The following is a 13,354-nucleotide window of genomic DNA, read 5'->3' as shown; positions in this document are numbered from 1 at the left end:
GAGTTCGACGCGGCCACTACGCGTAGCGCTACTTCGTTGACCTGCCCGGTGGCCGAGGCCACTTCGATGATCGAGGTGTGAATGCGTTCGACGAAGCGGTTGAACGACAGCCCCAGCGCGCCGAATTCGTCGTGACCGTGAATGGTCAGGCGTTTGGTCAGGTCACCTTCGCCTTCGGCGATGTCGTGCATGGCGCGGCCCATGGTCAACAGCGGTTGCATCAACAGGCTGATCAGCATGCCCAGCAGGGCGATGATGATCACTACGGCGATCACCATGGCGATGATCGCCGAGGTGCGGAATTCACTGAGCATCGAGAACGCCGTTTCCTGGTCGAGCACCAGTGCCACGTACCAGTCCGCCGATGGCACGCCGTTGACGTGGGTGAAGGAGATGAACTGGCGCTTGCCGTCGATCTCGACTTCTTTCATGCCCGGGCTGACTTTCGGCGTGTCGCTCGGATAGGCCTCGGCCAGATTCTTGAGCACCAGCTTGCTGTCCGGGTGAATCAGGATCTTGCCGTCGGCACCGACAATGAACGCATGTCCGTGGCCGCCGAAGTTCAGCGAGTTGATGATCGCGCTGACGCTGGACAGATCGATATCGGCGCCGGCGACGCCGATCATCTGGCCCTGGTGCTTTACCGGGGTGGCCACGGTGATCACCAGTTTGCCGGAGGAGGCGGCGATGTAGGGTTCGGTGACGATGGTCTGTTGTGCGCTATTGGCCGCTTTGTACCAGCCACGGGCACGTGGGTCGTAGTCCGCCGCGCGGTTGCCCGCCGGGACCGAGAACATCACGCCGTCGGCGCCACCGAAGTAGCTCAGCTGGAAGTTGCCGGTGTAGGCGGGCAGGTCGATGATCCGTTTCAGGCCGGCGGGCGCACTGCCGTCGGCGCTGACCTGTTGGGCCATCGACTGCAGCAACTGCATGCGGCTTTCCAGCCAGGTCTGGATGTTGCTGGTGGTCAGGCTGCCGAGTTCCTGCATCGAGGCTTCGGTACTGTTGCGCAGGGTTTCGCGCTGGCGATAGTCGTTGAACAGGATGAAACAAGCGAATGCGACGGCCACCACGAGGGCGGCAGCCAGCAAGATCTTGTGGCTGAACTTCATGTTTCTGGTCATGGGATGAGCTACCGCAGAGGGGCTGTTCTACAAAATGGGGGAGCAAATGCCACCGACGTGGCATTGCGTTGCATTTATGTCGACTGAGCGGCGCTAAAGATTAGGCGGATTTTGCTGAAAAACGACGAAATGCCCGGTGAACGAGGAAAGTGGTTGATTTTCGGCAAAAGGCAGACGAGTGGCCCGATAAATAGCCTGCCGGGCACGGAACCTCACAGGGGTTTTCTCTTCTAAGCTTCAGCTTGGCAGCCATGCCAATCCCCTACGCCCCCCGGAGTTTCACCATGTCGCTGCGTTCCATCGCCCTGCTTTCGTTCTGCGTATTGCTCGCTGCCTGCAGCAAGGTCAATCAGGAAAACTACTCGAAGCTCTCGGCCGGCATGGCCAAGGCTGATGTGGAAACCCTGTTGGGCAAACCCGCCGATTGTTCAGGCGCGCTCGGCATGTCCAGTTGCACCTGGGGCGACAAGAACAGCTTTATCAGCGTGCAGTTCGCCGGTGACAAAGTGCTGATGTTTTCCGGCCAAGGCCTGAAGTAAACCGGGGCGTTCGCCCACGGGAGAAAAATAATGAAGCGGTTATTGATCATCCTTTTTGCCGGCCTGGTGTTGGCTGGCTGTGCCTCGTCTGGCCCGGACCCTTTGGCGCCCAAGACGGCCAACAGCGTCAACCTCAAGCGCTACCAGGGCACCTGGTACGAGTTGGCCCGTCTGCCGATGTACTTCCAGCGCGACTGCGCGCAATCCGAAGCCCATTACACGCTTAAACCCGATGGCAACGTCGCGGTATTGAACCGCTGCCTGACAGCGCAGTGGCAATGGGAAGAGGTCAAGGGCACGGCTTATCCGGAGGTGCCCGGCAAGAACGACAAGCTGAAGGTCGAGTTCGATACCTGGTTTTCCAGGCTGATCCCGGGTACGGCGAAGGGCGAGTACTGGGTGCTGTACGTCAGCGATGACTACAAGACCGCCATCGTCGGTGATCCGAGCCGGAAATATTTGTGGCTGTTGTCGCGCACGCCGACTGTAAATGGAGTGGTGCGTGAGGAGCTGCTGAGCAGGGCGCGTCAGCAGGGTTACGACACCACCCGGTTGATCTGGCGGGCGTCGGAACAGCAGATGGCCAAGACCTCGAACTGAAAAAAGATCGCAGCCTGCGGCAGCTCCTACAGGGTCAACATCAATCCCCTGTAGGAGCTGCCGCAGGCTGCGATCTTTTGCTTTTACCCGAGCAATTCGCGCAGGACTTGGGTGAAGGCGCGGCTGCTTTCTTCTTCGCCGGCATGGCGCCCGTCACGCACTACCCACTGGCCATTGACCAGCACATCCCGCACCTGGCGATCGCCACCGGCAAACAACCAGCGGTTGAGAATTCCGTCGCCGCTGGCTGTTGCCAGGTACGGATCGTTGCCGTCGAGCACCAGCCAGTCGGCGCGCTTGCCGACTTCCAGCGCGCCAATCGGCTGACCCAGTGCCTGAGCGCCGCCATCCAGCGCGGCATCAAACAGCGTGCGCCCGACCATCGGCTGCTCCGCGCCATACAAACGATTTCGCCGCTGGTCGCGCAAACGCTGGCCGTATTCCAGCCAGCGCAATTCTTCCACCACGCTCAATGACACATGACTGTCGGAACCGATGCCCATGCGGCCGCCCTGGGCGAGGAAGTCCACCGCCGGGAAGATCCCGTCGCCGAGGTTGGCTTCGGTGGTCAGGCACAGGCCGGCGATGGCGCGACTCTTGGCCATCGACGTGACTTCTTCCGGGTTGGCGTGGGTCGCGTGGACCAGGCACCAGCGTTGATCGACGTCGACGTTTTCGTACAGCCATTGCAGCGGACGACGACCACTCCAGGTCAGGCAGTCGTCGACTTCTTTCTGCTGCTCGGCGATGTGGATGTGCACCGGGCACTGCTTGTCGCTGGCTGCCAGCACTTCACTGATCTGCTGCGGCGTGACCGCGCGCAATGAGTGGAAACACAATCCCAGGGACTGAGCCGGTTGCTGCGCCAGGACCGGTTGCAGGCGCGATTGCAGCTTGAGGTAGTTTTCGGTGCTGTTGATGAAGCGGCGCTGGCCTTCGTTCGGGGTCTGGCCACCGAAACCGGAGTGGCTGTAGAGCACCGGCAACAGGGTCAAACCGATGCCCGCGGAACCTGCTGCCTGGCTGATACGCAGGGCCAGTTCGGCCGGGTCGGCATAAGGTTGGCCGCTGATGTCATGGTGTACGTAATGAAATTCCGCCACCGAGGTGTAACCGGCTTTTAGCATTTCGATGTACAGCTGACGGGCGATGACGCCGAGTTGCTCCGGGCTGATTTTTCCGACGAGACGGTACATCAGATCGCGCCAGGTCCAGAAACTGTCGTTCGGATTTCCCGCCACTTCCGCCAGCCCGGCCATGGCCCGCTGGAAGGCATGGGAGTGCAGATTCGGCATGCCAGGCAGCAGCGGACCGCTCAACCGCTCGGCGCCATCTGCATGAGAATCGGCCTGGATATGGGTCAATACGCCATCGGCGCTGACCTCAAGACGTACATTGTTGGCCCATCCACTAGGCAGCAGCGCGCGTTCGGCAAAGAAGGCGGACATGGTTCAGCACCCCATCGTGTGTTATTTGTATATACATATACAGACGTTTGCCTGCCCGGTAAACTCCGGCAAGCTAGCGACATCAACTAAACGACCAAGGATTAACCGTGCCGACTCCGCCTCCAGTCTCTCCGTTGGCCGCGAACATGGGCGACAGTCCGGCGCCCTTGTACGCCCGCGTCAAACAAATGATCACCCAGCAAATCGACAGCGGAAACTGGCCGCCGCACTACCGCGTTCCGTCGGAAAGCGAGCTGGTCAGCCAGTTGGGCTTCAGCCGCATGACCATCAACCGTGCGCTGCGCGAGATGACCGCCGATGGCCTGCTGGTGCGCATGCAAGGCGTCGGCACCTTCGTCGCCGAGCCGAAAAGCCAGTCCGCGCTGTTCGAAGTGCACAACATCGCCGATGAAATCGCCTCTCGCGGTCATCGCCACACCTGCAAGGTCATTACCCTTGAAGAAGAGGCCGCCGGTTCCGAGCGCGCCCTGGCCCTGGACATGCGCGAAGGGCAGAAGGTGTTCCATTCGCTGATCGTGCATTTTGAAAACGATATTCCGGTGCAGATCGAAGACCGTTTCGTCAACGCGCTGGTGGCGCCGGATTACCTCAAGCAGGACTTCACCCTGCAAACGCCCTACGCCTACCTGAACCAGGTCGCGCCGCTGACCGAAGGCGAGCACGTGGTCGAGGCGATCCTGGCCGAGCCGTCCGAATGCAAATTGCTGCAGATTGAAAAGGGCGAGCCGTGCCTGCTGATCCGTCGCCGCACCTGGTCCGGCCGCCAGCCGGTGACCGCCGCTCGCTTGATCCACCCCGGTTCCCGTCATCGTCTGGAAGGTCGGTTTCATAAATAGAGAGCCATAAATGAGTAGTCTGAAAGTTTTGCGCGCGGTCGATTACCCGCGCATGCCGTGGAAAAACGGCGGCGGCAGCACCGAAGAAATCACCCGCGATGCCGGCACCGGCCTGGATGGGTTTGGCTGGCGCCTGTCGATTGCCGACATTGGCGAATCGGGCGGGTTTTCCACCTTCGCCGGTTATGAGCGGATCATCACCGTGTTGCAGGGTGACGGCATGAGCTTGTCGGTGGATGGCCAGATCACGCGGCCACTGTTACCGCTGGACCCGTTTGCCTTCAGCGGCGAGAGTCATGTCTCCTGCACGCTGCTCGGCGGGCCGATCCGTGATTTCAACCTGATCTACGCGCCGCAGCGTTACCGTGCACGGTTGCAGTGGTTGGACAGTGAACAGCGGTTTTTCAGCGAGGCGGGGACTGTGCTGGTGTTCAGTGTCAGTGAAGCGTTGGAGGTGAAGGTCAATGCCGACGCCTCGCAACTGGGTCGCCATGATTGCCTGCAATTGGTCGGTAACGGTGGGTTACTGGAAGTCTCCACCAGCGCCGCCTGCTGCGTGATTGAGCTGACCGCACGCTGATTCACAAATCGTCAAAAGATCGCAGCCTTCGGCAGCTCCTACATTTGGAATGCGTTCCCCTGTAGGAGCTGCCGAAGGCTGCGATCTTTTGCTTTTAACCGTTCCCAAAAGCGCACCAACTTGTTACCGAACGCCCCAGTGCGGCGCAAAACCACGCCCAAGTAACAAACCCCACACCCGCCAAAAATCCCCTCCGAAAAATTTCATCTTCCCCGGAGCCCTTGTTCCAGGCGCTCTCCAACCGTTTCAGGATTTTTCTTGAATGCTCATCCAACAAGTTGGCCGCTTGATTGCATATGCTTGTATGTACAAGTAAAGACGTATGCGTATGAGTCACGAGGACTCAACCATCGTCCACTGATTCGCCGGTGTGCACTGATGCCCATTGGCTTGCTCGCCCACTGCCTGGGTTGGTTTTGGATTGATTGCTGAGGAGTTCTTTTCGTGACTAAATTTCGTGACGTTGAAATCCGCGCTGCCCGCGGTAACAAGCTGACCGCCAAGAGCTGGCTGACCGAAGCGCCGCTGCGCATGCTGATGAACAACCTCGACCCGGAAGTCGCCGAGAACCCTAAGGAACTGGTGGTTTACGGTGGTATTGGTCGCGCTGCCCGTAACTGGGAATGCTACGACAAGATCGTCGAAAGCCTGACCAACCTGAATGACGACGAGACCCTGCTGGTGCAATCCGGCAAGCCGGTCGGCGTGTTCAAGACCCACGCCAACGCGCCGCGCGTACTGATCGCCAACTCCAACCTGGTGCCGCACTGGGCGAGCTGGGAACACTTCAACGAACTCGACGCCAAAGGCCTGGCCATGTACGGCCAGATGACCGCCGGCAGCTGGATCTACATCGGCAGCCAGGGCATCGTCCAGGGCACCTACGAAACCTTCGTCGAAGCCGGTCGCCAGCACTACAACGACAACCTCAAGGGCAAGTGGGTCCTGACCGCCGGTCTCGGCGGCATGGGCGGTGCCCAGCCTCTGGCCGCGACACTGGCTGGTGCCTGCTCGCTGAACATCGAATGCCAGCAGGTCAGCATCGATTTCCGTCTGAAAAGCCGCTATGTCGATGAGCAAGCCAAAGACCTCGACGACGCGCTGGCGCGTATCGACAAGTACACCAAAGAAGGCAAGGCGATCTCCATCGCGCTGCTGGGTAACGCCGCTGAAATCCTGCCGGAACTGGTCAAGCGTGGCGTACGCCCGGACATGGTCACCGACCAGACCAGCGCCCACGACCCGCTCAACGGTTACCTGCCGGCCGGCTGGACCTGGGACCAGTACCGTGCTCGCGCCAAGACTGAACCTGCCGCTGTGATCAAGGCCGCCAAGCAATCGATGGCCGTGCACGTTAAAGCGATGCTGGACTTCCAGAAAATGGGCGTGCCGACCTTCGACTACGGCAACAACATCCGTCAGATGGCCCAGGAAGAAGGCGTGGAAAACGCATTCGACTTCCCAGGCTTCGTACCGGCCTACATCCGTCCGCTGTTCTGCCGTGGTATTGGCCCGTTCCGTTGGGCTGCGCTGTCGGGCAACGCTGAAGACATCTACAAGACCGACGCTAAAGTAAAAGAACTGATCCCGGACGATGCCCACCTGCACAACTGGCTGGACATGGCGCGCGAGCGCATCAGCTTCCAGGGCCTGCCGGCACGTATCTGCTGGGTTGGCCTGGGCCTGCGTGCCAAGCTGGGTCTGGCGTTCAACGAAATGGTACGTAGCGGTGAGCTGTCCGCGCCAATCGTGATCGGCCGCGACCACCTGGACTCCGGCTCGGTATCGAGCCCGAACCGCGAAACCGAATCGATGCAAGACGGTTCCGACGCCGTGTCCGACTGGCCACTGCTCAACGCCCTGCTCAACACCGCGAGCGGCGCGACCTGGGTGTCCCTGCACCACGGCGGTGGCGTCGGCATGGGCTTCTCCCAGCACTCGGGCATGGTGATCGTCTGCGACGGTACTGACGAAGCGGCCGAGCGTATCGCTCGCGTGCTGCACAACGACCCGGCCACTGGCGTTATGCGTCATGCCGATGCCGGTTACCAGATCGCCATCGACTGCGCCAAGGAACAAGGGCTGAACCTGCCGATGATTACCGGCAAGTAATGCTTGCCCTGTAGGAGCTGCCGCAGGCTGCGATCTTTTGATCTTGATCTTTTAAAAACAAGAGATCGCAGCCTCGTTTCACTCGACAGCTCCTACAGGGATCGAGTTAACCAAGAATAACAATCCATAGAGGTTGAACCATGGCTGTTAACAGCGAACGTGCAGGCAACAAACCGTTGATCGAGAAACGCTCGATCGACTACATCCCGGAAGCGGAAAGACACGGTCGTCTGTTTAGCCAGTTCACCCTGTGGATGGGTGCCAACCTGCAAATCACCGCGATTGTCACCGGGGCGCTGGCCGTGGTGCTGGGCGGTGACGTGTTCTGGTCGCTGATCGGCCTGCTGATCGGGCAACTGCTCGGTGGCGGCGTGATGGCGCTGCATGCGGCGCAAGGCCCCAAGCTTGGCCTGCCGCAGATGATTTCCAGCCGGGTACAGTTCGGCGTGTACGGCGCGGCCATCCCGATCGTGCTGGTCTGCTTGATGTACCTGGGCTTCACCGCAACGGGAACCGTGTTATCCGGCCAGGCGCTGGGCCAGTTGTTTGGCGTCAGCGACACCGTCGGTATCCTCCTTTTCGCCAGTGTCATCGTGCTGGTCACGGTGCTCGGTTATCGGGTGATCCATTGGATCGGCCGTGTTGCCAGTGTCATTGGCGTGATTGCCTTTGTTTATCTGTTCAGCCGTCTGATCAGCCAGGTTGATGTTGGCGCTCTGTTGCAGATCCGCCACTTCAGCTGGAGCAGTTTCTTGCTCGCGGTGTCGCTCGCGGCGTCCTGGCAGATCGCCTTCGGCCCTTATGTGGCTGACTATTCTCGCTACCTGCCGAGCAAGATTTCCTCGGTGAAGACTTTTTTCGCCGCAGGCGCAGGTTCGGTCATTGGTGCACAAGTGGCGATGGTCCTCGGCGTGTTCGCTGCCGCTTCGGCCAACGGGCAATTCGCCGGCCACGAAGTGGCGTACATCGTGGGTCTGGGTGGTACCGGTGCCACCGCTGCGCTGCTGTACTTCAGCATCGCGTTCGGCAAGGTCACCATTTCCACGCTGAACTCCTACGGCAGCTTCATGTGCATCGCGACCATCATCAGCGGTTTCCGTGGTGACCTGAAAGTCACGCGCTTGCAGCGTCTGGTCTTCGTGCTCGTCATCGTCGGTGCTGCGACCCTGATGGCGTTGCTCGGCCAGCACTCGTTCCTCGGTGCGTTCAAGTCCTTCATCCTGTTCTTGTTGGCGTTCTTCACGCCATGGAGTGCGATCAACCTGGTGGACTACTACTGCATCACTCGCGAGCGCTATGACGTGCCGGCGCTGGGCGATCCGAACGGTCGCTACGGTCGTTGGAACCTTCTCGGTATCAGCGTCTATGTGTTCGGTGTGCTGGTGCAGCTACCGTTCATCTCCACCAAGTTCTATACCGGTCCGCTGGTGGCGGCCCTGGGTGATGTGGATATTTCCTGGATCATCGGTCTGGTGATTCCCGCAGCCCTGTATTACCTGTGTGCGAAAAAATGGCACGGCACAGTGCCTGATCGTTTGATCCTGCCGGTCGAGCAGGACGCGGTCACCGAACAAAAGCTGAATGTCGGTCGCGCTGCGGCGCAGGCCTGATTGGACGTGGACAGGGCTGGATGCCTCTTGACTGCCGTAAGCCAATTCATGATTAGGAGCGTCAAAACAATGAAATCGAACAAGACCCTGCTGACCACATTGCTTTCCATGGGCCTGCTGGCCAGCGCTGGCGCCACTCAGGCGGCGGGTTGGTGCGAGTCGGGCAAGCCGGTGAAATTCGCCGGTTTGAACTGGGAAAGCGCCATGCTGCTGACCGACGTGATGCAAGTCGTGTTGGAGAAAGGCTACGACTGCAAGACCGACAGCCTGCCGGGCAACTCCATCACCATGGAAAACGCCCTGAGCAGCAACGATATTCAAGTGTTTGCCGAAGAATGGGTCGGCCGCAGCGAAGTCTGGAACAAGGCTGAGAAGGCCGGCAAGGTCGTCGGTGTCGGCGCGCCGGTGGTGGGTGCGATCGAAGGCTGGTACGTGCCGCGCTACGTGATCGAAGGCGACGCCAAGCGCAAGCTGGAAGCCAAGGCGCCGGACCTGAAGAATATTGCCGACCTGGCCAAGTACTCGGCCGTTTTCAAGGACGCCGAAGAGCCATCCAAGGGCCGTTTCTACAATTGCCCGGCCGGCTGGACCTGTGAGCTCGACAACAGCGAAATGCTGAAAAGCTACGGCCTGGAAAGCACCTACACCAACTTCCGCCCAGGCACCGGCCCGGCGCTGGATGCCGCCGTGCTGTCGAGCTACAAGCGTGGCGAGCCGATCCTGTTCTACTACTGGTCGCCAACGCCGCTGATGGGCCAGGTCGACGTGGTGAAACTCGAAGAGAAACCAGGCGTGAACAAGACTGTGACCATCAAGGTCGGCCTGTCCAAGACCTTCCACGACGAAGCCCCGGAACTGGTGGCCGTGCTGGAAAAGGTCAACGTGCCGATCGACCTGCTGAACCAGAACCTGGGACGCATGACCAAAGAGCGGATCGAGTCGCCAAAACTGGCCAAGATCTTCTTGAAGGAACATCCTGAAGTCTGGCACGCGTGGGTGAGCGAAGACGCAGCCAAGAAAATCGACGCGGCCTTGTAGGTTGGGCTTTTCCGACTGCCGGCAACGGCAGTCGGACGCTTGATCGCAACCCCTTGATTGAGAGTCTCTTATGTTTCCCGAAAGCTTTACCTTTTCCATCGCCGACTGGGTCAACGGTTGGGTCGATTCGCTGGTCACCAACTACGGCGACGTGTTCCGGCACATCTCCGATACGCTGCTGTGGGCCATCGTCAATCTTGAGAGCCTGCTGCGTGCGGCGCCCTGGTGGCTGATGCTGGCGATCGTGGCGGGCGTGGCCTGGCACGCGACCCGTAAAGTCGTGACCACGTCAGTGATCGTCGGCCTGCTGTTCCTGGTGGGTGCGGTCGGCCTCTGGGACAAGCTGATGCAGACCCTGGCGCTGATGATGGTGGCGACGATCATTTCGGTGTTGATCGGCATTCCGCTGGGCATTCTCTCGGCACGCAGCAATCGCCTGCGTTCGGTGCTGATGCCCTTGCTGGACATCATGCAGACCATGCCGAGCTTCGTGTACCTGATCCCGGTGCTGATGCTGTTTGGCCTGGGCAAGGTCCCGGCGATTTTCGCCACCGTGATCTACGCCGCGCCACCGCTGATCCGCCTGACCGATCTGGGCATTCGCCAGGTCGACGGCGAAGTGATGGAAGCGATCAACGCCTTCGGTGCCAACCGCTGGCAGCAACTGTTCGGCGTGCAACTGCCGCTGGCCCTGCCGAGCATCATGGCGGGCATCAACCAGACCACCATGATGGCCCTGTCGATGGTAGTGATTGCTTCGATGATCGGTGCCCGTGGCCTGGGTGAAGACGTGTTGGTGGGGATTCAGACCCTGAACGTCGGACGTGGCCTCGAAGCCGGTCTGGCGATCGTGATTCTGGCTGTGGTGATCGACCGCATTACACAGGCGTACGGTCGCGCACGGCATGAGGTGAGCAAATGAACAACGCAACCGTGAGCAAGATCGAAGTCAAAAACGTCTTCAAGATTTTCGGCAACCGTGCCAAGGACGCGCTGGCCATGGTCGGCCAGGGCAAGACCAAGGATCAGGTGCTGGCCGAAACCGGCTGCGTGGTGGGCGTGAACGACCTGTCGCTGAGCATTGGCAGCGGCGAGATTTTCGTGATCATGGGCCTGTCGGGCTCCGGCAAGTCGACCCTGGTACGCCACTTCAACCGCCTGATCGATCCGACCAGCGGCGCGATCCTGGTGGACGGCGTGGACATCCTGCAATACGACATGGAAGCCCTGCGCGAATTTCGCCGGCGCAAGATCAGCATGGTGTTCCAGAGCTTCGGCCTGTTGCCGCACAAGAGCGTACTGGACAACGTCGCCTACGGCCTGAAAATCCGTGGTGAAAGCAAAGCCATGTGCGCCGAGCGTGCGCTGCACTGGATCAACACCGTGGGCCTCAAGGGCTACGAAAACAAATACCCGCATCAGCTTTCCGGCGGCATGCGCCAGCGTGTGGGCCTGGCCCGCGCCCTGGCGGCGGACACCGACATCATCCTGATGGACGAAGCCTTCAGTGCCCTCGACCCGCTGATTCGTGCGGAGATGCAGGACCAGTTGCTGGAACTGCAAAAGACCCTGCACAAGACCATCGTCTTCATCACTCACGACCTCGACGAGGCCGTGCGCATCGGCAACCGCATCGCGATCCTCAAGGACGGCCGCCTGATCCAGGTCGGCACGCCGAGAGAGATCCTGCACTCGCCGGCGGATGAGTATGTCGACCGCTTTGTGCAGCGTCGGGCGGCGGTGGTTTAAGAGGTTTGCAGTGAGTGAGCTGGCCTCTTCGCGAGCAGGCTCGCTCCCACAGGGAAATGCATTCCAATGTGGGAGCGAGCCTGCTCGCGAAGGCGGCGGTGAAGCTGCATCAATATTTGGATGAGGTTGAAGATGTCCCGGGCTGAAAAAATCGTTATCACCGAAGCGCAGGTCACTTGGCAGGATGTGGTCGCCGTCGCTCGTCATGGCGCGCAGCTTGAGCTGTCGGCGCCGATCTGGGCGCGCATCGAAAACGCCCAGGCCATCGTCCAGCGCATCGTCACCAGCGGCGAACGCGCCTACGGCATCAACACCGGCCTGGGCGCGCTGTGCAACGTCTCGCTGCAGGACGAGCAACTCAGCCAATTGTCGCGCAATACCTTGCTCAGCCACGCCTGCGGCGTTGGTGCACCACTGGCCGACGAGCAGACCCGTTCGATCATGTGTGCCGCCATCGTCAACTACAGCCACGGCAAATCCGGCCTGCACCGTCAGGTCGTCGAAGCGCTGCTGGCGCTGCTCAACCGGGGCATCACCCCGCAGGTGCCGTCCCAGGGTTCCGTGGGCTACCTGACCCACATGGCCCACATCGGCATCGCGCTGCTGGGCGTGGGCAATGTCAGCTATCGCGGGCAGATCGTTGCCGCGCAACAGGCGCTGGCCGAAGAAGGCCTTCAGCCGGTCAAGCTTCGCGCCAAGGACGGTTTGTGCCTGGTCAACGGCACGCCGTGCATGACCGGACTGAGCTGCCTGGCCATTGCCGACGCTACGCGCCTGCTGGAATGGGCCGACGTGATCGGCGCCATGAGCTTCGAAGCCCAGCGCGGGCAGATCGACGCGTTCGATGCCGAGATCATCGCGCTCAAGCCGCACCCTGGCATGCAACAGGTCGGGATCAACCTGCGCGCCTTGCTCGACGGCAGTGAAGTGATCGCCCAGAGCAAAGGCATTCGCACGCAAGATGCCCTGAGCATTCGCTCGATCCCGCAAGTGCATGGCGCTGCGCGCGATCAATTGGTGCACGCGACCAAACAGATCGAAACCGAACTCAACGGCGCCACCGACAACCCGCTGGTGCTGGGGACTGCGGACAACTACCGCGTGGTGTCCCAGGCCAACCCCCACGGCCAGTCCGTGGCAATGGCCGCGGACCTGCTGGCGATTGCCATGGCGGAAATCGGCTCCATTGCCGAACGTCGCCTGGACCGCTTGATCAACCCGCACGTCAGCGGCTTGCCAGCGTTCCTGGTGGCCAACCCGGGGGTGAACTCCGGGATGATGATCGTGCAATACGTGGCCGCTTCCCTGTGCGCGGAGAACCGTCAGCTGGCGCAACCGGCGGTGCTGGATAACTACGTGACGTCGGGCCTGCAGGAAGATCACCTGAGCCTGGGCACCAACGCCGCGCTGAAGCTGCATCGCGCCCTGGAAAACTGCACGCAGATCCTCGCCATCGAGTACCTGTTGGCGGCCCAGGCGTTTGAATTCTTGAAAGAGCAACGCTTCGGCGCGGGCACCGATGCCGCTTGGCGTCTGCTGCGTGAGCGCGTTCCGGCCTATGACCAGGATCGCTGGCTGGCGCCGGACATCGCTGCCGCTGCCGGCGTTCTGAAAGACCCTGCTTTGCTGCAAAAAACCTTACCGAACTTGAACTGATTTCCAAACAAGACCAGCGTGCCAAGGCGCCAGCCCCCTTA

At 60.6% G+C, this 13,354-nt stretch carries 11 protein-coding genes and 1 pseudogene; 10 read left to right on the top strand and 2 right to left on the bottom strand.

Annotated features, from left to right (window positions below; all coding sequences use genetic code 11):
* Window positions 1-89: 89 nt before the first annotated feature.
* Window positions 90-1,112 (bottom strand): annotated as a pseudogene (locus KW838_RS29920) (cache domain-containing protein); the annotation flags it as partial.
* Window positions 1,113-1,408: 296 nt separating this feature from the next.
* Here KW838_RS29920 and KW838_RS13905 point away from each other — a divergent pair.
* Together KW838_RS13905 and KW838_RS13900 are read left to right on the top strand one after the other, a co-directional pair.
* A complete protein-coding gene (locus tag KW838_RS13905) occupies window positions 1,409-1,663 on the top strand; it encodes a hypothetical protein (protein ID WP_007975531.1) in 255 nt (84 codons plus the stop codon).
* Window positions 1,664-1,693: 30 nt separating this feature from the next.
* Complete coding sequence (locus KW838_RS13900) at window positions 1,694-2,263, top strand: lipocalin family protein (RefSeq protein ID WP_218501349.1); 570 nt, start codon at window positions 1,694-1,696, stop codon at window positions 2,261-2,263.
* Window positions 2,264-2,346: 83 nt separating this feature from the next.
* Here KW838_RS13900 and KW838_RS13895 read toward each other — a convergent pair whose 3' ends face one another.
* On the bottom strand, window positions 2,347-3,711 hold the full coding sequence (locus KW838_RS13895; RefSeq protein WP_102698540.1) for a formimidoylglutamate deiminase: 1,365 nt from the start codon (window positions 3,709-3,711) through the stop codon (window positions 2,347-2,349).
* 146 nt (window positions 3,712-3,857) lie between these two features.
* Here KW838_RS13895 and hutC point away from each other — a divergent pair, with 146 nt between their 5' ends.
* The 8 genes from hutC (at window position 3,858) to hutH (ending at window position 13,313) form a co-directional block, all read left to right on the top strand.
* Window positions 3,858-4,568: a histidine utilization repressor gene (gene hutC, locus KW838_RS13890; RefSeq protein WP_162135916.1), complete on the top strand. Its 711-nt coding sequence runs from the start codon at window positions 3,858-3,860 to the stop codon at window positions 4,566-4,568.
* 10 nt (window positions 4,569-4,578) lie between these two features.
* Window positions 4,579-5,148 carry a HutD family protein gene (locus KW838_RS13885; RefSeq protein WP_218501348.1) on the top strand — a complete coding sequence of 190 codons (570 nt, stop codon included), beginning with the start codon at window positions 4,579-4,581 and terminating at the stop codon, window positions 5,146-5,148.
* Window positions 5,149-5,592: 444 nt separating this feature from the next.
* Window positions 5,593-7,260, top strand: a complete 1,668-nt coding sequence (gene hutU, locus KW838_RS13880; protein WP_007975538.1) for a urocanate hydratase — start codon at window positions 5,593-5,595, stop codon at window positions 7,258-7,260.
* A 140-nt stretch (window positions 7,261-7,400) separates the two neighbouring features.
* Window positions 7,401-8,870: a cytosine permease gene (locus tag KW838_RS13875; protein ID WP_102698543.1), complete on the top strand. Its 1,470-nt coding sequence runs from the start codon at window positions 7,401-7,403 to the stop codon at window positions 8,868-8,870.
* 69 nt (window positions 8,871-8,939) lie between these two features.
* On the top strand, window positions 8,940-9,908 hold the full coding sequence (locus KW838_RS13870) for an ABC transporter substrate-binding protein (protein WP_095964585.1): 969 nt from the start codon (window positions 8,940-8,942) through the stop codon (window positions 9,906-9,908).
* Between the two features lie 70 nt (window positions 9,909-9,978).
* Complete coding sequence (locus KW838_RS13865; RefSeq protein ID WP_007975541.1) at window positions 9,979-10,830, top strand: proline/glycine betaine ABC transporter permease; 852 nt, start codon at window positions 9,979-9,981, stop codon at window positions 10,828-10,830.
* On the top strand, window positions 10,827-11,657 hold the full coding sequence (locus tag KW838_RS13860) for a glycine betaine/L-proline ABC transporter ATP-binding protein (RefSeq protein WP_007975542.1): 831 nt from the start codon (window positions 10,827-10,829) through the stop codon (window positions 11,655-11,657). Before KW838_RS13865 ends, KW838_RS13860 begins: the two co-directional genes overlap by 4 nt.
* Window positions 11,658-11,789: 132 nt before the next feature.
* Complete coding sequence (gene hutH / locus KW838_RS13855) at window positions 11,790-13,313, top strand: histidine ammonia-lyase (RefSeq protein ID WP_218501347.1); 1,524 nt, start codon at window positions 11,790-11,792, stop codon at window positions 13,311-13,313.
* The last annotated feature ends 41 nt before the right edge of the window (window positions 13,314-13,354 follow it).

Origin of the sequence: Pseudomonas sp. PDM27, from assembly GCF_019219205.1 — a bacterium.
In the GTDB taxonomy this organism is placed as follows: Bacteria; Pseudomonadota; Gammaproteobacteria; order Pseudomonadales; family Pseudomonadaceae; genus Aquipseudomonas; species Aquipseudomonas laurylsulfatiphila.
This window is presented reverse-complemented; position numbering and strand designations above follow the sequence as displayed.

Bases quoted from the DNA above. Each gene is read 5' to 3' on its own strand.
- KW838_RS13885 (WP_218501348.1), top strand. From the start codon at position 4,579: ATGAGTAGTCTGAAAGTTTTGCGCGCGGTCGATTACCCGCGCATGCCG.
- KW838_RS13870 (WP_095964585.1), top strand. From the start codon at position 8,940: ATGAAATCGAACAAGACCCTGCTGACCACATTGCTTTCCATGGGCCTG.
- KW838_RS13900 (WP_218501349.1), top strand. From the start codon at position 1,694: ATGAAGCGGTTATTGATCATCCTTTTTGCCGGCCTGGTGTTGGCTGGC.
- KW838_RS13905 (WP_007975531.1), top strand. From the start codon at position 1,409: ATGTCGCTGCGTTCCATCGCCCTGCTTTCGTTCTGCGTATTGCTCGCT.
- KW838_RS13875 (WP_102698543.1), top strand. From the start codon at position 7,401: ATGGCTGTTAACAGCGAACGTGCAGGCAACAAACCGTTGATCGAGAAA.
- KW838_RS13895 (WP_102698540.1), bottom strand. From the start codon at position 3,711: ATGTCCGCCTTCTTTGCCGAACGCGCGCTGCTGCCTAGTGGATGGGCC.
- hutH (WP_218501347.1), top strand. From the start codon at position 11,790: ATGTCCCGGGCTGAAAAAATCGTTATCACCGAAGCGCAGGTCACTTGG.
- KW838_RS13860 (WP_007975542.1), top strand. From the start codon at position 10,827: ATGAACAACGCAACCGTGAGCAAGATCGAAGTCAAAAACGTCTTCAAG.
- KW838_RS13865 (WP_007975541.1), top strand. From the start codon at position 9,979: ATGTTTCCCGAAAGCTTTACCTTTTCCATCGCCGACTGGGTCAACGGT.
- hutC (WP_162135916.1), top strand. From the start codon at position 3,858: ATGGGCGACAGTCCGGCGCCCTTGTACGCCCGCGTCAAACAAATGATC.